The following is a 21,835-nucleotide window of genomic DNA, read 5'->3' on the forward strand; positions in this document are numbered from 1 at the left end:
GGATATGGACAAACTTGAAAAATTTGTCGTTATAAAAGCATGTCTATATGGACAAAATATAAAATAGAGTAAATGAATAGAATTCAAGAGTTTGGAGCGTGTCTATATAAAGTGACTTATGGAATGTTTACAATTAATGATCGTTGTAGCGATCATTGGTATTTTGGCTGCAGTGGCAATTCCTGCGTATCAAGACTATACCAAGCGTGCAAAGGTAACAGAAGGTATTGCTTTGGCTGCTGGTGCAAAGACCACAGTTGTTGAGAATGCTGCAAGTGCAGCTCGATATGATTTAGGCTATTCAACGCCAACAGCTACTAAAGATGTAAAGTCAGTAGTGATTAATAATGCTAATGGGCAGATTACCATCACTTATGCTGCTCCAGTTCAGGATAATGGTACAATTATTTTACGTCCATATACTGGTACTGCAGCAGCACCAGTAGCATTACCAGCTTCAACAGCAGCTTACACTCCGCCAGCAACTCAAATCAACTGGGCTTGTGGTGCTGCTGGTGCAGCAGCTCCAGCTGTTGCAGGTACTTTAGAAGCAAAACTTGCTCCTTCTAACTGCCGTTAATCTTTAATATTAGAAAAAGCAGCTTCGGCTGCTTTTTTTATTTAATTATTAATATAAGAGATTATAATATGCATAAAATCAAAGAGTTTGCTTTAATTGAAATTCTGATTGTTGTTGCAATTATTGGCATTCTTATTCTATTTGCATTGGTTCAATATAATCGACATATGACTAAAACATAAATGCTAAAAGTGATTGGTGCGACAAGAATTGTCCAACTTGCTGTTATAGAAGCAGCGATAAGTGAAAAAGATTTAACTGCAGTAACTGCCTCAAATATAGGCTATCAATTTTCAAACAACTCACATAAATATAAGTAATTTAATCATAGAAGATCACACAGGTGTCATTACTGTAACGACAAATTTACCGAGTGCTACGGGTCCTTTAGTTTTTACACCAAGTTTGAATAGTACAACTAAACAAATAGAATGGTCATGCAGTAGCTCAACAATAAATATTCGTTACTTACCTTTAAATTGCCATTAATATATTGCAGTTTTTAGATGTGTAGTGAAATTGAGGTATCAAAAATGGCAAAAACAAAACGAACAAAGTTTTTTTTATCTCATCTGATCATTTCCATTAGTTTGGCTTTGCTTGTGATTGGATTGATCTTTTTTATTTGGTATCCGTCGCCACTTGCCACAGCTGTTGGCGTAACGCATATCTTTTTAATGTTGTTGGTCATCGACGTCATTTTAGGACCACTTTTAGGTCTATTGGTCTATAAAGAAGGTAAAAAAACACTCAAATTTGACCTAGGTGTCATTATTTTCATTCAAATTGTGGCTTTGTGTTATGGGGTGTTTAGTATCGAACAAGGTCGCCCTGCATGGTTGGTTTATAATGTAGATCGTTTTGAATTGGTTAGAAAAAATGAATTAGTTGATACGAATATTCAGCAAGCACAGCAACAATTCCAACAACCTTCATGGTTTAAACCGCAATATGTGGCTACTGAATTTGCCAAAGATACACAACAACGCAATGATGAAATGTTTGCAGAAGTATTTAGCGGTATTTCAATTTCACAGCGTCCAGAACGTTATGTAGAACTGACTCAAGCAAAAAACCAAATTCAACAACGTGCATTACCGCTTATAGAATTGGAACAATACAATTCAAAAACTGAAGTTGAAAAAACTTTAGCAAAATATCCAAAAGCAGATGCGTGGTTACCTTTGAAAGCCAATACCGTAGATATGGTGGTCTTAGTCAATAAAGAATCCGCATCTATCATCAAAATAGTAGATTTAAGACCGTGGAAATAATTTCTTAAGTTAAAAATGGGGAATTTAAGTATTCCCCATGCGATCATTCCATTTTAAAAGTGGCAGAATTCCAATCAAACTTGCTACACAAAGCACTATTATCTTGCCAAAAAAAATATAAGATAGAGCCAGTTTTTTAGTCTAGTTTTCTTATGAAATCTGCATTGCTACTTTTGGCTGCCATCCTCATCTCCCTTGCATGGATTTTGCCCATTCACTACCGTCCGTGGGTGACCTATACAGGTGAACTTTACGCATTTTTTGCCCTGTTTGCCCTTGCAGCCTGCCTTTTTAAAGCAAAATTACAAATACCCAAAATCAGCCTGCCCTTGCTAGCATTGTGCAGTGTTCCACTCATTCAGTGGGGCCTTGGCTTAGTCTACTTCTTTGACAAAGCCTTGCTCAGCAGCGTGTATATCTTCAGTTTTTGGTTGGCAATTATTTTTGGCTATAACCTTACTCAAAATAGTATTGAACGTGAACGCATCTTCGCAGGCTTTAGTTATGTGCTACTCGGAGTAGGAAGTGTGACCGCATTCATGGCAATTTGCCAGTGGCTCACACTCGACCAATACCTGCCTATTATGGTGGATATTAAAATTGGACAGCGTCCTTATGCCAATTTTGCTCAACCCAATAACATGGCGACCTTTTTGGTGATGTCGCTTATGGCATGCCTATATTTATACGAAAAACAAAAACTCAAAACTGTGTGGATTGTGATTGCAGCTGCCATGATTTTGGTTGGTGTGGTACTGAGTCAGTCGCGTACTTCATGGTTGGCATCGCTGTGTCTCTTGACCTATTTGAGCTATCAACAATACCGTGGCGTGATGCGGATTAAATGGCGCTATAGCTTACTGTGGTTTGCCGCATTTATCGGGCTGATTTTTATTGCACCTGCTTTCAGTCAATTACTCTCGCAAAGTGCTGAACTTTCGGTGCAATCTCGCGATGTGGTACAACGCGCCACAGGTGATATGTCACGTTTGGCGATTTGGCAACAAATGCTCGCTGCGATTGAACATCAACCCTGGTGGGGCTATGGTTGGCATCAAACCAGCGTGGCGTATGTCACGATTAGTGAATTTGTGCAAGGCCCTGTGTGGATTCGTAGCGCACACAATTTCATTTTGGACTTTTTACTTTGGAATGGTGTGATACTCGGCGTGCCATTTTTGGCGTATCTGGGCTATTGGGGTTACCAGTTGCATAAATATACCCAGTCGGTGGAATCGGTTGTGGGGATTTTGATGGTCGGTGCATTTAGTGTGCATGCCATGCTGGAATTTCCACAAAACTATGCCTACTTCCTGCTGCCTGTAGGTTTTATTATCGGCATGGTTCAATCACAACGTGTGTTAAAAGGCTTAACTTTATCTCCAATTTATTTACGCACGACTTTTGTGATTGGTGCATTGTTGTTGATGCTGATTTATCGTGATTATGAGGTGATGGTGCCTAAATTGAATCAGTCGGTACGCTATGAACAGACACCTGAAAAAATCACCCATCAAGACCGTATTTTGGTACTCGAAGAATTTAACCGCCGTATTGCGTGGATTCGATTAAATCCGTATAGCCTACAAACGCCTGAACAATTGCAGGATATCCATGAAATTGTGTTGAATTATCCAACCCGCTACGATTTATTGAAATACGCACGCGTATTAGCATTTAACGGTTATGAAGCAGAAGCCAAAAAGCAATTATGGTTGTTAAGCACTTTGTGGCAGGTCAATGTAGATTATGCGACTTTATTGGATGAGGCAAAGCCGCGCTGATTTGTGTAGCGCAAGGAGGGGGATTTGAAAATAGTGAGCCAAATATGGTGAAAATTTTCAATGTTGAAAATCTCTCCCAACTTCTCTTTAAAAAGAGAGGGGGTATTCATTATAAAATTGATTTCATGTGCGAAAATTTAAAGAGATGCTGAACTTTTGTTCAGATAAAGGGAGTTGTGTTAGAATTGTATGATCTATTCACACAATAAGGCATGCTGATGGCGAGAACTACAAGTGTAACAATTGGCCCACAACTCGATAACTTTGTGAGCAAACTGATTGAATCTGGACGTTATGGTTCAACCAGTGAAGTGATGCGATCTGCACTAAGATTATTGGAGCAGCAAGAAAATCAAACTGCAGCTTTAAAGCAAGCGATTGAAGCAGGTGAGAACAGTGGAGAAAGTACACTTAGCCTAAAAGATATTGCGGCTCAAGTGAAGCAGAAGCATCGTGTATAAGCTATCAAATTTAGCTGTCGACGACTTCACTGCTATTTATGAATACACCTTACTTAATTTTGGTGTAGCTCAAGCTGACCAATACACGCAACATTTGGAAAATACCTTTCATTTGTTAGTGAGTTCACCGCTGATTGGTTATGCATGTGTAGATATTGGCGAGGGAATACGCCGTCACGATCATCATCAACATGCTATTTTTTATAAAAAACAGGATTATGGAATTTTTATTATTCGGATATTGCATCAACAGATGCAAACCATGAAACATTTTTTTGCGTTATAAATACTTTTTTATAAATCCAAGAATTTAAAATGCGCATAAGTAAAATATATTGATATTGAGAGCTTCTTCATTAGAGATAGGCAAGATACTGAATTTTAGGTAAAGTGCCCCAAAAAACAAAAGACTGGAAAACCAGTCTTTTGAGTTATCTAAACTAGATGAGTTTTAGAGTTGACTTTGAATATAGTTTTCAATGCCTACCGTTTCAACCAAATCAAGCTGTGTCGTTGCCCAGTCTAAGTACTCTTCTTCTTTCTCTAGAATTTCCTGAACCAAATCACGGGTTACATAGTCCAGTTGTTGCTCTGCCAAAACCACCGCTTTTTGAATCGCTTCAATATTTTCTTGGACTTTTCGTACATCGCAATTCAGCACTTCAGCAGTGTGCTGACCAATATACAATTTACCCAAATGTTGTAAATTTGGCAGACCTTCTAAAAATAAAATACGTTCAATAATTTTGTCAGCATGTTTCATTTGACGAATCGACTCTTTATATTCAGCCGAGCCGAGTTGTTCAATGCCCCAATCATTAAACATACGTGAATGTAAAAAATATTGGTTAATTGCAGTCAGGTGATGATACAAAACTTGGTTGAGTTGATTAATCACATCACGATTGCCTTTCATTGCAGCACTCCATCAACAATTTCTGCCTTAAACCGCTTAAGGCAATCTATATTTCTATCTTAAACAAGACTGGGCAAAATGGCGAGTGATTTAGGGGCTATTTATACTTCACAAATGGTTTGCGCTGTCGGCTAAAACTGAGCAGATCAGGCATGAAACGAAGGGAATAGCGAGACTATTGCCAAGTTTCATAACGCAATCTGAGAAAGTTTTAGCCACATGAGCAAGAACAAAGCACTGCTTTGTTTGCTGCGCAAGGGGACAAGCATATTTTTTGCTGCTATTGCGTTATGTGCCAGTCATTTAGAATGACTAAATTTCCTGTCCCATGCCTTATATCAGCTAAAAAATATGCGTAGTCGCAAACATAGATGAAGTATAAATAGACCCCAGACCGCAAATGAAAATCGCAATCGAAAACAATTAGCTAGGTGGTGTGAAGAAATGTAAGCCAAGAAAAACCCGCTGTAGTCGAAAGCGGGAGAGGAAACACTGAGTATAAATTATAATATTTAAATGCGGGAGAGCAATAAAACGTCAGCTTTAGGCAGCAACGGCAAGACGAGACGCAATTTGTGCAATTTCATCGCTAATGATGGCGCGAGTTTCAGGCGCACAGCGACCGCAACAGGTGCCCAAGTCAAACATATCGCGAATTTCACGATAGCTGTCTGCACCATTGGCAACGGCTTCTTTAATGTCTTGATCTGTAATACCACGGCATAAGCAAACGTACATGAATGCAACCACAATAATGAAATAAGATAAGTGTTATTATTGATAATTATTATCGTTTGTCAATAAAAATCATTTGAAAAGTCATTTATTGTAATTGGGTTTTTGAATTAAAAAATGCCACTTAATAGGTGGCATCGTTTATTTGTTTTTAAGCATTTGAATAATAATGACTTATGAATTGATAATCACAACGCCATCCATTTCAACTAAAGCACCTTTAGGTAAGCTGGCCACACCTAAGGCTGCACGCGCAGGGTAAGGTTGTGCAAAATATTCACCCATAATCTGATTGACCAATTGGAAGTGAGATAAATCGGTCAGGAAAATATTGAGTTTGGCAATATCGGCCAAAGAGCCACCTGCCGCTTCGCAAACGGCCTTTAAGTTATCAAATACGCGGCGAATTTGCGCTTCAATGCCTTCTACCAATTCCATGCTGTATGGGTCTAAACCAATTTGACCTGATAAATAAACAGTATTGCCCACTAAAATGGCTTGAGAGTAAGTACCAATTGCTGCAGGTGCATTTTCAGTATGGATGACTTGGCGAGACATTGATTTCTCCTAAAATAATGTACGAACATCATAGACCATCCGACTGTATTTCAGTAGCCTGATGAGTCTATAATGCAAAATGGGTGAATGTACGGCACGGTCAAACCATGCAGCCACATTAATTAACAAGCTTTGGCTTCTTCGGCAATGCTAATTGGACGTGCTAAACGGCTAATCCGTGGAAAACCGAAGTGCATACGCAAATCACGAATAATTTTGGCAATTTGCTTACGGTTATTCACCACAATATTCACGTGAGTTTTACCATCATGGCTGCGCACCATTTCTACACCCGTTTTGGCCTTACGACATTGATAGATCAAATCGGAAATTTGTTCGTCATTCATATCCATATCAATGCTGAGGTAAGCGGTAAAACTCACGTCATCCACATCTTCTGAAGTCCATTGTAGCGGCATGATATTTTCAGGATGTTGATGTTGCTCATGCAGTAAGTTGTTGCAGCGCGCACGATGCACAATCAAACCGCGACGTGACAAGTTGCCCTGAATCGGGTCGCCCAGCACAGGATTGCAACAGTGTGCATATTTCACGTCAATGCCTTCTGTGCCCTGAATCAGACGGTCAGAATGTTCGCTGCTGTCCTGATCGAGAGCGTAAATGTGGTTTGCCACCAACTGCGGTAATAAATCACCGACTGCAATTTGCTCAAATAAACGGTCTTTAGAGTCGATATGACGCCATTGCAACACATTTAACCAATCTGCTTCGGTTAGGTCTTGAATCGAGTGATTAAACAATTTCAGCGCACGGTTCAGGGCTTGCTGACCTACCAAACGCTGTTCTTCAATATCCTGATCACGCAGAATATTTTGTAAGGCACGACGGGCCTTTTGGGTATTAATAAAACTTAGCCAGTCTGGGTTTGGCGTGGCTAAAACATCGGTAATGATTTCGACCACTTGCCCGCTGATGAGTGGCGTCGAAAGTGGTTTGCTTTCACCATTAATTTTTGTGCCAACAGCGTGGTTCCCTAAGAACAAACTGGCTGCATAAGCAAAATCTACTGCGGTGGCACCTTGCGGCAATTCATGTAAATGTCCGTGCGGGGTATAAACATGAATTTTCTCTTGATGTAGATAATCTAGTAAATCGCTAAATGTGGTTTTGGCACACTCACCATCAATCAACACGTTCAAGCTTTGCATAGAGGCTTGGATGGCAGAACGGCAGGCTTGTGGTGCATTTTCACCCAAGACTACGCCAAAACGTGCAGCTTTACGCATCAATTCAGTTTGAATGGTGAGTGATAAGGTGGTTTGTTCACCTTTTAGACGCATCATGAGTGATTGGTTACCGCCTGGCAGAGGGCGACGGATATGATCTTCATAATGCAAGACCTGAAAGCTGTCACGTAAAATATCGGCCAAACGGTCACAGTCGGCAATGCTTTGTAAAATAATTTCAAAGGCGTGGCTGTGGGTCAGTTCTTGTAGATCAATATCGTTTTTAACAAAGTGGCGCAGTAATTCAATATTGTTATTTTTCTTTTTAATCCGACCGGTAATTTGATTGTCTTGGAGTAGGTCGGCAAGGTTTTGTTCCCATTTGGACTGGTATTCACAGCGTTTTGGCTTGGTGTGCAAAAGGGCGGCTTGCACATCGTTATACATATCTAAATCAAGATTTTGATAACACAGATGTTCAAGGTTATCCGCCATTTCATTCATACCCACGATACGTGCCATAGGTACAAACACATCAAAGGTTTCTTGGGCAATGCGTGCGCGTTTGTCTGGTCGCAGTGCATCTAATGTGGTCATGTTGTGATAACGATCTGCTAGTTTCACAATAATGACACGTGGGTCCTGTAAGGTGGCTTGCAGAATTTTACGGAACGAAGCGGCTTTGTTGTATTCCTTGTCGCTAGAATGGCTAAGTTTGGTCACACCATCGACCAGTTCGGCAACGGTGCGTCCAAATTTTTCTGTGATGTCATCTTTGCTGTAGTCAGTATCTTCAATGACGTCATGCAATAGGGCAGCAATGAGCGTGTCGGCATCCAAACGCATGTGCGCCAAAATACAACTGACCGCAATCGGGTGTAACACATACGGTTCACCACTTTTACGGGTAACGCCATCATGCGCATGCTCGGCATAATCGCAAGCCGTAAGCACCTGTTCGACTTCACTTACGCTAAGGTAAGGTTCGATCATGGCTTGAAGCTGTTGTTTGGCTTGGCTGACCATCGTGCCTGGCATATAACACCCTTTAAAATACAAGTGATAACGAATCTACAGTTAGACCTTATAATGAAAAGCATGTTGCATGACTTGTCAATTTTTTTTGTACCAAAACATAAGGTCATTAGACCATTTAAAATCAGGTCTTAATCCTTATGTTATAACGGTTTTTAGCGCAAGATTAAAGTTCAGACAACAAAAAAGCCTAGTAAAAAACTAGGCTTTTTCAGAAAGTCGTTCTTATTGGAAAGAAAAACCATCTAAATTCAAGTTATTTGCTGAAAGTGCGAGGTCAAGACTCGAAGTTTGATAATCTTGATCACGTTGTTTCAAAATGTCTTTAGACACATGACCCACAGCAATTTCACGTAATGCCACTACAGTTGGCTTGTCATTGTCCCACTCTACAGTTGGCTCAATGCCTTGACGTGCCAATTGACGCGCGCGCTTGCTTGCCACTAGTACAAGCTCAAAGCGGTTGTCTACATGGTCTAAACAATCTTCAACGGTAACGCGTGCCATAAGAATTCTCGTTCGAATAATAAATTTAAACAGACTGTGCAGTATAAGGTGCTTTGCCTATAGACTCAAGTTTTAATCACGCGCTTGGCGGGCTAATTAACTTTCGAATCAAGGCTTGATGACGATGCGCCTGCTGCGCCATCACCAAACGATTAGCCGTAATCACCGATTCTAAATCGTGCAGAGCCTTATTAAAGTCATCATTAATAATCACATAGTCAAAATTGACATATTGTTGCATATCTTCAACTGCGCAGCCCAAACGATGCTCAATTACATCGACTGCATCGGTGCCACGGTTAGACAAACGCTCGCGTAAATCAAACTGACTTGGTGGAAGAATAAAAATTTGCTTCGATTCAGGAAAAAGATTGCGTACTTGCTGAGCGCCTTGCCAGTCAATTTCAAGTAACACATCGTGACCTTTGGCTAACTGCTCTTTAACCGTCGCTTGCGCGGTACCATAATAGTTGCCAAACACTTCTGCATATTCAATAAAACCGCCTTGTTCTACTAAGTCAATAAAATCTTGTTTTTGCGTGAAGTGATAATGCACACCATCGAGTTCGCCGGGACGTTGACCACGTGTTGTGTGAGAAACTGAAACGTGTAAATTATTCACACGCTCAAGCAGGGCTTTAACGAGGGATGTTTTGCCTGTTCCTGAAGCGGCAGAAACGACAAACAATAGACCCGACATGATATTTTTCCTGATATGATAAAATATCTTCTCTATTTTAGAGTAGACGCCCCTTAAACAAAATAGCCAAGATGGCTTTTGTTGGCATAAATTTTAAACATCCCACCTATTTAACTTCAACATAGAGGGTTCTATGGAAATTGTATTGGCGAATCCACGTGGTTTTTGTGCAGGTGTAGACCGAGCAATTGCGATTGTAAATCGTGCCCTTGAGTGTTTTAACCCACCTATATATGTACGTCACGAAGTGGTACACAATAAATTTGTGGTGGACGACTTGCGTCAGCGTGGTGCAATTTTTGTCGATGAGCTAGATGAAGTGCCCGATGACAATATCGTGATTTTTAGTGCGCATGGCGTATCTAAAGCAGTGCAACAAGAGGCGGAGCGTCGCGGCTTAAAAGTATTTGATGCGACTTGTCCGTTGGTGACCAAAGTACATATTGAAGTTACCAAGTACGCGCGTGAAGGCACAGAGGCGATTTTAATTGGTCACGAAGGACACCCCGAAGTTGAAGGAACCATGGGGCAGTACGACAAGAAAAATGGCGGCGACATTTATTTAGTGGAAGATGAGGATGATGTGGCTGCACTTGCGGTTCAGCATCCAGATAAAGTGGCTTTTGTAACACAAACCACCTTGTCGATTGATGATACGGCCAAAGTAATTGATGCCTTGCGCCAAAAATATCCGAATATTCAAGGGCCACGTAAGGACGATATTTGCTATGCCACTCAAAACCGTCAGGATGCGGTGCGTGACTTAGCCAACCAGTGTGATGTGGTGTTGGTGGTCGGTTCTCCAAACTCATCTAACTCTAACCGTTTGCGTGAGTTGGCTGAACGTATGGGGAAACGTGCCTATTTGGTGGATAATGCAGACGAGTTGGAACAAGCATGGTTTCAACCGAATACAAAAATTGGTGTAACTGCAGGCGCCTCTGCACCAGAAATTTTAATCAAACAAGTGATTCAGCGCTTGCAAGACTGGGGTGCAACTTCCCCTGAAGAGCTGGCAGGCCGCGAAGAAAATATTACCTTTAGTTTGCCCAAAGAGTTAAGGATAAAGGCGGTAGAGGTTAACTAACTACCCCTTATCCTGTAAAAAAACCATTAATCGCCTACTGCATTTATTTGTCAGCTAAATGTATTATCTTTGTATATAAGAAAAAGGATTGTTGGTTATGAAGATGAAACGGTCTCAGGGTTTTACTCTAGTTGAGCTGATGGTGACGATAGCGGTTTTGGCGATTATCGCCATGATGGCAGCTCCGTCTTTTGGCAATATGCTACTCAAGCAAAACCTCAATCGTAGTACGCAAGATTTAGTATCTACCTTGAATGCAGCTCGTTCCACTGCGGTACTAGAACGTAGAGAAGTGACTGTCGATTTAAGCAAAACCGACCAGACCGCAGATACCGCAGAAACACGCTATTGGTTACCCAAAGGTGAGGCGGTTTTAAAATCAGGTTCGCCAACCAGCATTACCTTTCAGTTGAGTGGTGCGGTTAAAGACCATGCTGCCAATATTGATACTAAACCGTTTGTTATATGTGATGGAAACAGTGAACCGACTAAAGTCAAATCCAAAGCAATCAATGTTTCACTCATGGGAACAATAAACATCGATGAGGGGACATGCTAATGAACACAATGAGAACACATCAGCGTGGTGTCGGATTAATGGAAATTTTGGTTGCACTCTTGGTACTTGCGATCGGTGTACTTGGTTTTATCGCCTTGCAGTATCGTGCAGTTGAAGCCACATCAGAAAGTGGCTATCGAGTACAAGCGATCAATCTCGCGCGAGATATGGCGGAGCGGATTCGGGTCAATCGTGGAGCGATAGCAGCTTATGAAAACAAGCTATCTGAAACACAAGCAAACCAAATTACCTCAAGTAAAGACTGTGCCACAGAAAATTGTACTGCTGCGGAATTGGCTGAATACGATGTATCCCAAGTGTCCAAAAAAGCACAAAGTACAGGCATGGTAATGAATCGTATCACTTGCCAAGGCAATAGCGATAGCCGTAGTTGCATCTATGTCGCATGGGGTGATACTGCACCGACTGATGGTACTGATACTGATGATTGTACCAATGGTGCATCATACAATCCGACCTCGACCTGTTTGATTATGGAGGTCTATTAAAATGAATAAACTTCAACAAAATCCCCCTAAATCCCCCTTTTCCAAAGGGGGACTTACCCCGAATCATACACAGCATATGATTCGCAACGCTCTCCCCTTTGAAAAAGGGGAGTTGGAGGGGATTTTTAAAATAGAACTTGATACACCACATTTGACTTTGCGAAACAATATTTCTCATGGCTGGGGGGGATTTTCTAATTCTCAATCAGGTTTTACATTAATAGAACTGATGATTGCCCTTGCATTAGGTTTGGTCATTTCTGCTGCGGCAATCATGCTGTTTTTAACAGGGCAAAAAAGTTACTCTTTACAACAGGGTACAGCAGATTTACAGGATAATGCCAATTTTGGGCTAAATTATATTGTCAAGGATATTCGCCTAAGTAATCTTAATACAATGACCTCAGGTATCAGTGATGAAACTGCTGGTGGGGGGATTGTATTCAGGTCAATATCAAATAAGAAGTCAATAACATCTGGTACGCCACCTGTTACTACTGATTACTATAATTTACCTGCAAGTCTTACAGGGACAACTGTGGCTGTGGGTATGTTATCACAAGGTAATACAGGTTTATCCAACGTTAATACCGAAAAAAGCGACCAGCTTGTTATTCAGTACAAACCACAATATGTGACAGACCCTGATGATGCAACCAAACTTTTTGGTGGTTTTGACTGTGAAGGTAATCGAATCACTGTGACCAAAGTTGCTGCTGGAACGCCACAACCTTTAAATATCATCGTCCAGCGTTATTTCTTGCGTACCGATACCAAAATCGGCAATGAGCCGAATGCATCATTGGCTCTAGCGTGTGATGCAGGTTTTTACTCGGATACAGGTAGCCCTACAACTATTAGCAATTATGGCGATGATGGGCAGATTATTCTGAAACGAGTAGATTATTTTCATGTTCTGTTAGGTGTACAAAACGGCACAAATTTCCGTTATATCTCGATTGATAACTATATGACACTGACAGGAACACGCCCTCGTATTTTATCGGTACAGCTTGGAGCATTAATTCGCTCAGCACAATCCGTTGGTAGTGACAGCATGATTAAAGATACGCAAAAATTTCAGGTTTTAGATAAAGAAGTGACGGTCAAAACCCCAACTGCGGGTAATTCAAAATATGTCCGTCAAGTGGTTTCACAAACGGTTGCCTTACGGAATACCTTTGGTGAGAGAGGGCTATAATGATGATAAAAATTCAGCAAAAACATAGTTCTCCACAGCAGCAGCAAGGTGCGGCTCTCATTGTGGTGATGATTCTACTGCTTGCTGTGACTATTATTGGCACAATGGCAGTTCGACAAGGTTTGGTATCTTTAGGGGTAGCGACCAACAGTCAGGCACAACAACTGCTGATGCAAAACTCCGATGCAGCCTTTTTTAATGTAGAAAAAGAAAGCAATCTGATTCAAAGCCTAAGTGCTAGTGGTATGTTTGGTTATATTGATGGTGCAGCCAACAAAGATAAAGAACTGATATTCTGTTTCCGTGGCGACCAGACAAATTTCTTTGATATTACCAAAGCCAGTTTGATGGAATGGGTCGCCCCAGCAACCGCCCCAGCGAATAACAGTCTAGGTACGGCTGGCTATTGTAATGCCACCCCAGGTACGACTAACTTTTTTACCAGTGGTCGTAAAGCGGTAATGACACAGGTTGCAGTTAAGTTTTCAACCCAAGTCAATAATGACCCGTTTTATGGTTCAATTCGTGGTACAGATGATGAAAACATCAAACTACAACGCAGCAAACCTGTAAAAGTGTTTGCGGTATCGGTTATGCCGACTCTATCATCTAATGCGACCGCAGCACAAATTAATACTTGCTTTAATAGCAGAATGAATGAAGTGTCCAAGCCTGATAGCGTAACAAGTCCTGCCGCAGGTGCAACTCAAAGCGTGACCCAATGTCTATCCAACCTCAATGTCCCTTTTGTATCGCATGTGACTGAATATGTGATTGCACAAGACTTTGTATAACTGGGAGTAAACAAGATGAAAAAGATAGCAAAACCAATGATGAAAAAATCCTATCGTCCAAACTTGCTTGCAACCAGTATTGCAGCAGTCTGTACAGTGATGATTGCCAGCAGTGTAACCCAAGCCAGTGATATTGATATTTATCAACAAGCCAAGTCCGGTGATATTACCCTGATGATGATGTTGGATATTTCAACCAGTATGAATGGTGCAGGGACAGCTCGAACAGATTTTGGATTGAGTTCAAGTGATTGTTCAAGTGATAATAATGCTACGACTTCCCCTGATTATGGCTACAAGCGTACATACTGTGTTGTCACAAAGGCAACCTTTAATACACTTTCAACTGGAAATGCTGCGGCTAAAGAAAAAGCTGTAAAAATTGAAACAGGTTGTAATATCCAATCCAATGGCGACTATCATTGTGGTGACCGTACTGCACGTATGAAAGATGCAATGTACGAATTGTTAAATGGCAGTACAACTAAAGGTATTGTCAAAGTAGGCGATCATATTATTATTGGTTTATCTACTTTTGGTGTAAAAACAAATAGTGATTATGCCGAAGGTGCAATTTTAGTACCTGCTCGTGCGTTAAGTGCCGTTTATAATGGTAAAACGCAACGTCAAATACTAACAGAAAAAGTTCAAGACATCAAAGCGAAAACATATACACCAACAGCTTATGGTTATGCAGAAGTCATTAACTATTTAATGGGAAAACGCCCATCAACAACTGATAGTAGCAATCATACTCGTGGTTTTAATAATTCTGATGCAACAACAAAGACAGGTACAGGAAATAGTACAAGATATGAATCACCTGCATCTTTAACCAGTCAAACAACTGATACTGCAAAATGTAGTGGACAAGGTATTTATGTACTGACTGATGGTGTACCAAACTCTAAACATTCATTAACCCAAACGAATATGCAAACGGGTTTGTATAATACGTTTTCTTGTAATACAAATAATAACTGGGATTGCCAACACAAAGCGGCAAGAGCTTTACTTGATAAACAAAACCCTCTAAATTTAGAAGTGCGTACGGCTGTTATTGGTTTTGGTGATGTTTTTGAAACACTGAGTGCTAGTACAAAGTATGATAAAAAACTAGGACAAACACAAAATATTGCAAACCTTGGTGGTTGTACATCAACTGGGTGTACTGGTGATGCTAAACAGGCAGCCTATTGGGGCATTGTGGGTGATGGTGGTTGGTACGCAGGTTCAAGCTCTCAATCTGTTGTTGATAGTGTAAATAAATTTTTAGGTGATTTGGGTACAGAAATCCCAGCAGTCACCACAGGTTCACCAGCCATTCCACGAGATGCGCTCAATCCATCGACTTTACAGAATGATGCCTATTACCCACAATTTCAACCTACACCGGACAAAGCTGCTCAACTGTGGCTTGGTAATCTAAAAAAATATCTGGTGAGTAGTACAGGTGCGTTAAAGGATAAAAACAGTAATAATATTATTGATAGCAAAGGTAGGATTATTGACAACTACGACTACTGGTCGCCTGCTGTTGATGCTTCGGTGAAAGATGCCGATGAAAATACCTACGGTAGTATCAAATATGCACTACGGGGCGGTGCATGGTCGCAGTTAAAATTGCGTACAGCCACTGATGGTACAATACAGCGTAAATTACTGACCAATCGTGTATATAAGAGTGGTTCGGGAGTAAGTTCCGTATTTGGTGATGGTACAAGTTTACGCACTGTGAATTTAGACTACCTTACTGATAATAATTATAAGAATGACCCAAATCGTGGTTATCTGATTAGTCTATTGGGTTATAGTGTTGATGCTGCTAATCCTGCATCTATTACATCGACCTCTTTGACATCAGCATCAGAGTTACGCCAAATCGGTGCAGTCATGCACTCAACCCCTGTGCTAGTCACAAATCAAGGTAAAATCAGCTACGACACAACCAACAAAAAGATAACCTCAACCAATCGTAAGGACTTTGTGCTGTTTGGTACAACACAAGGCTTGTTGCATGTGGTTGATGCGGAAACAGGACAAGAAAAATTTGCCTTTGTGCCGAATGAAATGGTCGAACGACAAAAAGAGGCATTTTTAACTTCGACTGCAACCAGTGGTGGAATGAACAATCTTTTCTATGGCGTAGATGGTGCATGGACATTACATACCGAATATGTGCTTGATGATTCTGGAAATCTTACTGTTGGTGAACGTACTAGCTCTTCAATAAAGGGTAAACAACTGGCAGTTGGTGGTCTGCGTATGGGCGGACGTGGCTATTATGGTTTAGATTTATCTAACATCGACAGCCCTGCCCTAAAATTCAATATCAATCCAACAGACGCATCTACATCATGTAGTAATAGCAATCCACTGGCGTGTATGGGACAAAGTTGGTCTAAACCCAACCTTGGCTATGTAAATTGGGGGGGCAAACGTACTTTGGTGATGTTTGTCGGAGGTGGTTATGATGCAGGCTATGAAAGTGATACTTACAACCAAACCGACAGCAAAAAAGGTGCAGGTGTATTCATGTTCCGTGTCGAAGATGAAACAGGTGGTGGAACAGGAAAAGCTGGTGACTTGTTGTGGTGGGCAAATGCCAATGCAACCAATGGTCTCACTGGCAATAGGGTCGGCACAAATGATGCCAATTTAAAATACAGTGTGGTCAGTGAAATTCGTACTGTGGATAGAGATGGTGATGACTTAATTGACCATTTATATTTTGGTGATTTGGGTGGTCAACTGTTCCGTATCGATTTAAATAACAAAGCGGCAACAATTGGAGATTTTGCCAAAAGAGTACAACGTATCATCGACTTAAATACAGCCGCAGCAGTAGATAAACGCCCACGCTTCTACGATATGCCTGCATTCTCATTATATAGTGAAAACGGCTCAACCTTTGCAGTCGTATCCATTGGTAGTGGTAATCGTAGTTCGCCATTGAAAGACTATGCAACTGGTACAACAGGCTACGACCATGATGCAATCTATAATGTCTATGATAAAGATGTAGCACGCAAGGATTTATATAATACCTTGCCTACAACAGGAGCAACCGCATTAAAAACCAGTAGTGTCACCAAAGCGGAAATGGGTGAAGTCACCAATAGTAATCGTAATAGCCAAACCACATTGGTTGCACCTTATTCTGGAAAAGGTTGGTACTATAAGTTCCAGTCTAGCAAGCTACAAAGCGAAAAAGTCTTTGGTACACCACTTGCGTTGAACTATCAATTATATGCTTCAACCTTTGATGGTAGTAAAGATGGTATCTCGGGTGACTGTGGTGCAGGGGTTAAAGGGGAAAGTTTCCTGAACCGTTTCTGTATGCCATATGGACAATGTAAAACAGAAAATGCAGGTAGCAATGCCGCAAATTGTGTGGGAACAAAGTGTGACAAAATTTCATTAGGTGCAGGGATTCATACCGCTGTGGTGAGAGGTGATGATACACCACCAACTACACCAAACCCAAATGACCCGAAAGTCAAAAATGATGGAACAAGTGCAGGTAACTATTGTCTAAGTACAGGTGGTCGTACAGCATATACACCTCTCGGTGGTGGTTCGGGCGAACAAACCCAAATCTGCCTGATTCCACAACGCTGGTACGAAAGGTTACAATAAGGAGGTAATATGCTAAAATATGGAGTATTACCACAACGTGGCTTTACACTCATCGAGTTGATGGTCGTGGTGATGGTGATTGCTGTTTTTGCTGCAATTGCCATTCCAAGCTATCAGAATCAGGTACGAAAGGCTCGAGCCTCGCAGGCACAACAGGAAGTACAGCGTATTGCTAGTGAACTGGAACGTTGGAAATCACGCAACTTTAACTATATCGGCTATAATTTGGCAGCAAATACCATCAATGGATATAGCTTTACTGTCAGAGATGGCGTAGAGCCAACTAAAGCACTGACTGTAGCCAATGTTGCGGGGCAAAGTTGGGTGATTAGAGCTGAAAATAGCGATGGTAAAAATTTTAGTTTTCTGATGACCAGTGCAGGCATACAGTGCAAAAATAAAACTAAAGCAAATATTACGGTGACCAGTGCAACGAATGCTGGTTGTGGTGTAGGGACGGAAACATGGTAATGCGAAATAAGGGCTTTACCCTCATAGAATTGATGATTGTGGTTGCTATTGTCGGTATTTTGGCAGCGGTTGCTTATCCATCATATCAAGAATCTGTACGTAGAACCAAACGTGCTGATGCACAGGCGGATATGATGGCACTGGCAAACAATTTACAACGTTTTAAAATTGCCAATTTTAGTTTTAAGCCAAATGGTACAGCCGTCACTTTGAATGATATTGGTAGTAATGGCAATATTCCAAGTTCGGGAACAGCTTTATATACTGTGGCGTTGTCTGATATAGACGGCAGTAAATGGACAATGACCGCTACACCTGTGGCAACTTCTTCACAGGCAGGTGATGGAAATCTTGTTTTAAATCATAGAGGTCAGCGTTGCTGGACTAAAGGTAGTAGCTGTACACCATCTGCCACTTCTAACTGGGATGGCAAATAACACCCTACCAATTGTCTTATATGATAGCAAAGGCTTAAATTTCGATTTAAGCCTTTTTATTTTACTTTTCTTTATTCTAAAAATAACGTAAAATACGCCGCTCTATGAAAGGGGTTTGAAGTGTTGCCGATGGTCGGTACAGGGATAATCCGTAAGAATTATAAGGTGTTTATCATGGTTGTTATTCGTCTAGCTCGTGGTGGTGCAAAAAAACGTCCATTCTATCAAATCGTTGTAACTGACAGCCGCAATGCGCGTGACGGTCGTTTCATCGAACGTATCGGTTTCTTTAACCCAACAGCTCAAGGTAAAGCAGAAAAACTTCGTTTAGATGCTGACCGTTTTGCTCACTGGGTTGCACAAGGTGCTCAACCTTCTGAACGTGTTGCTTCTTTAGCTGCTCAAGCGAAGAAAGCTGCAGCTGCTGCATAATTAAATGAATTAAGTAGTAGTAGGTAGCCCATGACACCAACACAGAATGTGCCCGAAGATCGTATTCAGATTGGACAGCTACGTTCAGCTTATGGATTAAATGGGTGGCTCTGGGTCTATTCCAATACAGAACCAATGAGCAATATATTTGACTACCTGCCTTGGTACATCGAAACCAAAGCAGGTTGGCAAGTCGCAGATGTAAAACGTTGGAAACCACATGGCAAAGGCTTGGTGGTCAGCTTAAAAGGTGTGAGTGATCGTACCGCAGCAGACAACTTGGTTGGCGCAAATATCTGGATTTCAAAATCGCAACTGCCTCAAGCGGGTGTGGATGAGTATTACTGGTCTGATTTAAAAGGTCTAACGGTGTTAGGTCTGGACGATGATGAACAAGAAGTAAACCTCGGTCAAATCCATGAATTGTTTGAAACAGGTGCTAACGATGTGATGGTGGTTCGCGCAACCGCTGCCAGTGTCGATAGCGAAGAGCGCATGATTCCATGGCATAAAGATGTGGTACAACGCGTTGATCTCGAAGCGGGTCGCATCTACGTCAATTGGGGCGTAGATTATTAATCCTTTCAGGATTCGCAGAGCAGGAAAATAGAGGAGTCTGCGGTGTTTTTTGCAGTCATTACGCTTTTTCCTGAAATGTTTGAAGCGATTACAGCTTACGGTATTAGCGGACGTGCAGCAAAACGTGACTTGATGCAAATTCATTGCATTAATCCACGTGATTATGCACAGGGCAACTACAAACGGGTGGACGAACGTCCATTTGGTGGTGGTCCAGGTATGGTGATGATGGCAGAGCCTTTAGCGCAAGCAATCCAGCATGCCAAACAGCTTGCACAGCAAGCAGGAGCAGTTCATGTACCTGTGGTGTATATGTCGCCACAAGGTAAAACCTTAAACGAAACTGCAGTACAACAATTCGTTGAATATGATGGATTAATTGTATTGTGTGGTCGTTATGAAGGGGTCGATGAGCGTTTAATCCAAAACTATGTTGATCAGGAATGGTCAATTGGAGATTACGTTTTATCGGGTGGGGAGCTACCTGCAATGGTGTTGTTGGACAGTATTATTCGGAGACTTCCAGGTGCTATGTCTGATGAGCAATCTCATGTGCAAGACTCATTTGTGGATGGTCTTTTAGATTGCCCACAATATACCAAGCCAGACCATTTTGAAGGTTTGGATGTCCCTGAAGTACTAAAGTCGGGACACCATGCCAATATTGAAAAATGGCGGTTTTTGCAGCGTTATCAACGGACTTTAGAGCGTCGACCTGAGTTTATTGAAAAAGTTGAGTTGAGCAAGCAGCAAAAAAAATGGCTAAAAGATTCGCAAGGACAGACCTAGTAATCGGTTTGTCTAAGCAAAATTGCTACAGACAGTGTGTTTGTAGTTTTTAAATAGGCTCTTTATGCATTGAAGCGGTCAGGCATAAAGGGAAAGTCAATCGGGTCTATGCGCTTTAGCCTCTATACCCAGTGGAAATCAGACCTCTTCTGACCCACACATATTGGAGATACCCCATGAGTGGTAAGCATCCTTTAGTACAAGCTGTTGAAAATGCACAGCTTAAGCAAGACATCCCAGCTTTTGCACCAGGCGATACAGTTATCGTTCAAGTAAAAGTAAAAGAAGGTGATCGTGAGCGTCTTCAAGCATTTGAAGGTGTGGTAATTGCGAAGAAAAACCGTGGTTTGAACTCTGCGTTCACAGTACGTAAAATTTCTAGCGGTGTTGGTGTTGAGCGCGTTTTCCAAACTCACTCTCCAATCGTTGCGAAAATCGAAGTGAAACGTCGTGGTGACGTTCGTCGTGCTAAACTTTACTACCTACGCGAATTGTCTGGTAAAGCTGCACGTATTCGTGAAAAGTTGCCAGCACGTAAACAAGGTTAATTTTAACCTTGCGTTACAGCTAAAAAATGCGCCGTTTAGGCGCATTTTTTATGTCTAGTATTTGAGTTTATAAACCTTGCATTTTTAAGCGATTGGCATGTTGACGATATACATCAACAGGATCTGGTGCAAAAATATCTTTCATGCCCAAGAGTTGATTGACTTCATCTAAGTGGTTCCAATAGTAGTTATCACGAATGGTTTTACCAAATTTGGCGCTGCAGCGTGATACCAAACCATCATTATCACGACCATTATCAATCAACAAACTGGTCGCCAACATGGCTGAGTCTGGATCAAGTAAATTAGTGACAGCCGTATTGCCCGTAAATGAATAGAACTGGATGCCTTTTTCTTGATAAGCGCCCTCACCACAACTTGTCGTTGGCATACCCATTGGGAATTTGCTGTTAAATTGTGCTGAACCTGTGGTGCTCAAACTGTTGGCACCTGCCAATGAGTCATGTGGATAGCTGTTTGGATCTAAACCTTGTGCCCAAGTGATGGTTTTGGAAACTAAATTGACTATGTCGATTAATGGCTTTTCAAGTGGTGTGCCTTGTACTTTTAAAATAAAGTCAGCTACAGGCGAGCCTTTATTCGGTGAACCGACCGCAGTCAGCGATGCGACTTTAGACGGCATCACGCCTGCAACATAACGAATAGTGGGCCCACCATGTGAGTGACCAATTAAGTTGACTTTGCTTGCACCTGTAATTGCAAGAATTTCATCGACCTGTTGTGCCAGTTGTTCGCCACGAACTTCTGATGAGTTAAATGGAGATACGCGGGTTGCCCAAGCGTTAGCACCGTTACGTGCTAAATTGGGTAAAATTTGGTACCAATAATCGACACCTAACTGATCTCCACCAATATTGATAAAGCCTGCCATACCGTGAGTAAACACAATCGGATATTTGGTTTTGGCATAACTGGAGATCACGAAGTTAGATTTGACCTGTTCTGCATTGGATGCGTGCGCGGTACTGAAGGTACTAGCCGCAATTAAGCCTGCAATGAATAATCCATATTTCATATAACATCCTCTATTTT

Annotated in this window: 26 protein-coding genes; 19 read left to right on the forward strand and 7 right to left on the reverse strand. The window is 41.4% G+C overall.

Going from position 1 to position 21,835, the window contains the following annotated elements; all coding sequences use genetic code 11:
- Window positions 1–118 precede the first annotated feature (118 nt).
- From HX743_RS12480 to HX743_RS12505, 7 genes are all read left to right on the forward strand, one after another.
- Complete coding sequence (locus HX743_RS12480; protein ID WP_178319375.1) at window positions 119–580, forward strand: pilin; 462 nt, start codon at window positions 119–121, stop codon at window positions 578–580.
- A gap of 182 nt (window positions 581–762) precedes the next feature.
- Window positions 763–900 (forward strand): hypothetical protein, encoded by a 138-nt coding sequence (locus tag HX743_RS12485; protein WP_178319376.1) that lies wholly within the window; start codon window positions 763–765, stop codon window positions 898–900.
- 28 nt (window positions 901–928) lie between these two features.
- Window positions 929–1,069 carry a hypothetical protein gene (locus HX743_RS16590; protein WP_372238849.1) on the forward strand — a complete coding sequence of 47 codons (141 nt, stop codon included), beginning with the start codon at window positions 929–931 and terminating at the stop codon, window positions 1,067–1,069.
- A 44-nt stretch (window positions 1,070–1,113) separates the two neighbouring features.
- Window positions 1,114–1,854: a TfpX/TfpZ family type IV pilin accessory protein gene (tfpZ, locus tag HX743_RS12490; protein WP_178319377.1), complete on the forward strand. Its 741-nt coding sequence runs from the start codon at window positions 1,114–1,116 to the stop codon at window positions 1,852–1,854.
- Between the two features lie 152 nt (window positions 1,855–2,006).
- Window positions 2,007–3,638: a PglL family O-oligosaccharyltransferase gene (locus HX743_RS12495; protein WP_178319378.1), complete on the forward strand. Its 1,632-nt coding sequence runs from the start codon at window positions 2,007–2,009 to the stop codon at window positions 3,636–3,638.
- A 218-nt stretch (window positions 3,639–3,856) separates the two neighbouring features.
- Window positions 3,857–4,099, forward strand: a complete 243-nt coding sequence (locus HX743_RS12500) for a type II toxin-antitoxin system ParD family antitoxin (protein WP_004974509.1) — start codon at window positions 3,857–3,859, stop codon at window positions 4,097–4,099.
- A complete protein-coding gene (locus HX743_RS12505) occupies window positions 4,092–4,385 on the forward strand; it encodes a type II toxin-antitoxin system RelE/ParE family toxin (protein ID WP_178319379.1) in 294 nt (97 codons plus the stop codon). The genes HX743_RS12500 and HX743_RS12505 overlap by 8 nt, the downstream gene beginning before the upstream one ends.
- A 165-nt stretch (window positions 4,386–4,550) precedes the next feature.
- Here the strand turns inward: HX743_RS12505 and bfr are convergent, their stop codons facing one another.
- The 6 genes from bfr to gmk form a co-directional block, all read right to left on the reverse strand.
- Entirely contained in the window at window positions 4,551–5,015 is a 465-nt protein-coding gene (gene bfr, locus HX743_RS12510; protein WP_004974510.1) for a bacterioferritin, read from the reverse strand.
- A 543-nt stretch (window positions 5,016–5,558) separates the two neighbouring features.
- On the reverse strand, window positions 5,559–5,753 hold the full coding sequence (locus HX743_RS12515; protein ID WP_004974511.1) for a bacterioferritin-associated ferredoxin: 195 nt from the start codon (window positions 5,751–5,753) through the stop codon (window positions 5,559–5,561).
- A 171-nt stretch (window positions 5,754–5,924) separates the two neighbouring features.
- Window positions 5,925–6,308 carry a RidA family protein gene (locus HX743_RS12520; RefSeq protein WP_004809961.1) on the reverse strand — a complete coding sequence of 128 codons (384 nt, stop codon included), beginning with the start codon at window positions 6,306–6,308 and terminating at the stop codon, window positions 5,925–5,927.
- A gap of 122 nt (window positions 6,309–6,430) precedes the next feature.
- Window positions 6,431–8,533, reverse strand: coding sequence for a bifunctional (p)ppGpp synthetase/guanosine-3',5'-bis(diphosphate) 3'-pyrophosphohydrolase (locus tag HX743_RS12525; RefSeq protein ID WP_178319380.1), 2,103 nt, complete (start codon window positions 8,531–8,533; stop codon window positions 6,431–6,433).
- Window positions 8,534–8,755: 222 nt separating this feature from the next.
- Window positions 8,756–9,037, reverse strand: a complete 282-nt coding sequence (rpoZ, locus tag HX743_RS12530) for a DNA-directed RNA polymerase subunit omega (protein WP_004896248.1) — start codon at window positions 9,035–9,037, stop codon at window positions 8,756–8,758.
- 76 nt (window positions 9,038–9,113) lie between these two features.
- Window positions 9,114–9,737 (reverse strand): guanylate kinase, encoded by a 624-nt coding sequence (gene gmk, locus HX743_RS12535; protein ID WP_178319381.1) that lies wholly within the window; start codon window positions 9,735–9,737, stop codon window positions 9,114–9,116.
- Between the two features lie 133 nt (window positions 9,738–9,870).
- Here gmk and ispH point away from each other — a divergent pair, with 133 nt between their 5' ends.
- The 12 genes from ispH to rplS all read left to right on the forward strand — a co-directional run bounded on the left by ispH (window position 9,871) and on the right by rplS (window position 20,782).
- Window positions 9,871–10,824: a 4-hydroxy-3-methylbut-2-enyl diphosphate reductase gene (gene ispH, locus HX743_RS12540; RefSeq protein ID WP_178319382.1), complete on the forward strand. Its 954-nt coding sequence runs from the start codon at window positions 9,871–9,873 to the stop codon at window positions 10,822–10,824.
- A gap of 103 nt (window positions 10,825–10,927) precedes the next feature.
- Complete coding sequence (locus HX743_RS12545; RefSeq protein ID WP_178319383.1) at window positions 10,928–11,383, forward strand: GspH/FimT family pseudopilin; 456 nt, start codon at window positions 10,928–10,930, stop codon at window positions 11,381–11,383.
- On the forward strand, window positions 11,377–11,892 hold the full coding sequence (gene pilV / locus HX743_RS12550; protein WP_178319384.1) for a type IV pilus modification protein PilV: 516 nt from the start codon (window positions 11,377–11,379) through the stop codon (window positions 11,890–11,892). Before HX743_RS12545 ends, pilV begins: the two co-directional genes overlap by 7 nt.
- 1 nt (window position 11,893) lies before the next feature.
- Complete coding sequence (locus tag HX743_RS12555) at window positions 11,894–13,093, forward strand: PilW family protein (protein WP_256732318.1); 1,200 nt, start codon at window positions 11,894–11,896, stop codon at window positions 13,091–13,093.
- On the forward strand, window positions 13,093–13,887 hold the full coding sequence (locus HX743_RS12560) for a PilX N-terminal domain-containing pilus assembly protein (protein WP_250316241.1): 795 nt from the start codon (window positions 13,093–13,095) through the stop codon (window positions 13,885–13,887). Before HX743_RS12555 ends, HX743_RS12560 begins: the two co-directional genes overlap by 1 nt.
- A gap of 15 nt (window positions 13,888–13,902) precedes the next feature.
- Window positions 13,903–17,526 (forward strand): PilC/PilY family type IV pilus protein, encoded by a 3,624-nt coding sequence (locus HX743_RS12565; RefSeq protein WP_178319385.1) that lies wholly within the window; start codon window positions 13,903–13,905, stop codon window positions 17,524–17,526.
- A gap of 9 nt (window positions 17,527–17,535) precedes the next feature.
- Window positions 17,536–17,997 carry a type IV pilin protein gene (locus HX743_RS12570; RefSeq protein WP_178319386.1) on the forward strand — a complete coding sequence of 154 codons (462 nt, stop codon included), beginning with the start codon at window positions 17,536–17,538 and terminating at the stop codon, window positions 17,995–17,997.
- Window positions 17,991–18,434, forward strand: a complete 444-nt coding sequence (locus HX743_RS12575; RefSeq protein WP_178319387.1) for a type IV pilin protein — start codon at window positions 17,991–17,993, stop codon at window positions 18,432–18,434. The genes HX743_RS12570 and HX743_RS12575 overlap by 7 nt, the downstream gene beginning before the upstream one ends.
- Window positions 18,435–18,608: 174 nt before the next feature.
- Window positions 18,609–18,866 carry a 30S ribosomal protein S16 gene (gene rpsP / locus HX743_RS12580; protein ID WP_178319388.1) on the forward strand — a complete coding sequence of 86 codons (258 nt, stop codon included), beginning with the start codon at window positions 18,609–18,611 and terminating at the stop codon, window positions 18,864–18,866.
- Window positions 18,867–18,896: 30 nt separating this feature from the next.
- Window positions 18,897–19,445, forward strand: coding sequence for a ribosome maturation factor RimM (gene rimM / locus HX743_RS12585; protein ID WP_178319389.1), 549 nt, complete (start codon window positions 18,897–18,899; stop codon window positions 19,443–19,445).
- 42 nt (window positions 19,446–19,487) lie between these two features.
- Window positions 19,488–20,234, forward strand: a complete 747-nt coding sequence (gene trmD, locus HX743_RS12590; RefSeq protein ID WP_178319390.1) for a tRNA (guanosine(37)-N1)-methyltransferase TrmD — start codon at window positions 19,488–19,490, stop codon at window positions 20,232–20,234.
- Window positions 20,235–20,410: 176 nt separating this feature from the next.
- Window positions 20,411–20,782 (forward strand): 50S ribosomal protein L19, encoded by a 372-nt coding sequence (rplS, locus tag HX743_RS12595; protein ID WP_004974529.1) that lies wholly within the window; start codon window positions 20,411–20,413, stop codon window positions 20,780–20,782.
- 67 nt (window positions 20,783–20,849) lie between these two features.
- On the opposite strand, the gene HX743_RS12600 is transcribed toward rplS, so the two are convergent.
- Complete coding sequence (locus HX743_RS12600) at window positions 20,850–21,818, reverse strand: triacylglycerol lipase (RefSeq protein ID WP_178319391.1); 969 nt, start codon at window positions 21,816–21,818, stop codon at window positions 20,850–20,852.
- Window positions 21,819–21,835: the final 17 nt, after the last annotated feature.

Origin of the sequence: Acinetobacter sp. Swhac1, assembly GCF_013390985.1 — a bacterium.
In the GTDB taxonomy this organism is placed as follows: Bacteria; Pseudomonadota; Gammaproteobacteria; order Pseudomonadales; family Moraxellaceae; genus Acinetobacter; species Acinetobacter towneri.

Excerpts from the sequence above, each read along its gene's own strand:
- bfr (WP_004974510.1), bottom strand. The coding sequence starts at position 5,015 with ATGAAAGGCAATCGTGATGTGATTAATCAACTCAACCAAGTTTTGTAT.
- HX743_RS12495 (WP_178319378.1), top strand. The coding sequence starts at position 2,007 with ATGAAATCTGCATTGCTACTTTTGGCTGCCATCCTCATCTCCCTTGCA.
- HX743_RS12485 (WP_178319376.1), top strand. The coding sequence starts at position 763 with ATGCTAAAAGTGATTGGTGCGACAAGAATTGTCCAACTTGCTGTTATA.
- HX743_RS12600 (WP_178319391.1), bottom strand. The coding sequence starts at position 21,818 with ATGAAATATGGATTATTCATTGCAGGCTTAATTGCGGCTAGTACCTTC.
- rplS (WP_004974529.1), top strand. The coding sequence starts at position 20,411 with ATGAGTGGTAAGCATCCTTTAGTACAAGCTGTTGAAAATGCACAGCTT.
- rimM (WP_178319389.1), top strand. The coding sequence starts at position 18,897 with ATGACACCAACACAGAATGTGCCCGAAGATCGTATTCAGATTGGACAG.
- HX743_RS12555 (WP_256732318.1), top strand. The coding sequence starts at position 11,894 with ATGAATAAACTTCAACAAAATCCCCCTAAATCCCCCTTTTCCAAAGGG.
- rpoZ (WP_004896248.1), bottom strand. The coding sequence starts at position 9,037 with ATGGCACGCGTTACCGTTGAAGATTGTTTAGACCATGTAGACAACCGC.
- HX743_RS12545 (WP_178319383.1), top strand. The coding sequence starts at position 10,928 with ATGAAACGGTCTCAGGGTTTTACTCTAGTTGAGCTGATGGTGACGATA.
- gmk (WP_178319381.1), bottom strand. The coding sequence starts at position 9,737 with ATGTCGGGTCTATTGTTTGTCGTTTCTGCCGCTTCAGGAACAGGCAAA.
- ispH (WP_178319382.1), top strand. The coding sequence starts at position 9,871 with ATGGAAATTGTATTGGCGAATCCACGTGGTTTTTGTGCAGGTGTAGAC.
- rpsP (WP_178319388.1), top strand. The coding sequence starts at position 18,609 with ATGGTTGTTATTCGTCTAGCTCGTGGTGGTGCAAAAAAACGTCCATTC.
- HX743_RS12525 (WP_178319380.1), bottom strand. The coding sequence starts at position 8,533 with ATGCCAGGCACGATGGTCAGCCAAGCCAAACAACAGCTTCAAGCCATG.
- HX743_RS12520 (WP_004809961.1), bottom strand. The coding sequence starts at position 6,308 with ATGTCTCGCCAAGTCATCCATACTGAAAATGCACCTGCAGCAATTGGT.
- HX743_RS12515 (WP_004974511.1), bottom strand. The coding sequence starts at position 5,753 with ATGTACGTTTGCTTATGCCGTGGTATTACAGATCAAGACATTAAAGAA.
- HX743_RS12480 (WP_178319375.1), top strand. The coding sequence starts at position 119 with ATGGAATGTTTACAATTAATGATCGTTGTAGCGATCATTGGTATTTTG.
- pilV (WP_178319384.1), top strand. The coding sequence starts at position 11,377 with ATGCTAATGAACACAATGAGAACACATCAGCGTGGTGTCGGATTAATG.
- HX743_RS12565 (WP_178319385.1), top strand. The coding sequence starts at position 13,903 with ATGAAAAAGATAGCAAAACCAATGATGAAAAAATCCTATCGTCCAAAC.
- HX743_RS12570 (WP_178319386.1), top strand. The coding sequence starts at position 17,536 with ATGCTAAAATATGGAGTATTACCACAACGTGGCTTTACACTCATCGAG.
- HX743_RS12560 (WP_250316241.1), top strand. The coding sequence starts at position 13,093 with ATGATGATAAAAATTCAGCAAAAACATAGTTCTCCACAGCAGCAGCAA.
- HX743_RS12500 (WP_004974509.1), top strand. The coding sequence starts at position 3,857 with ATGGCGAGAACTACAAGTGTAACAATTGGCCCACAACTCGATAACTTT.
- HX743_RS12575 (WP_178319387.1), top strand. The coding sequence starts at position 17,991 with ATGGTAATGCGAAATAAGGGCTTTACCCTCATAGAATTGATGATTGTG.
- tfpZ (WP_178319377.1), top strand. The coding sequence starts at position 1,114 with ATGGCAAAAACAAAACGAACAAAGTTTTTTTTATCTCATCTGATCATT.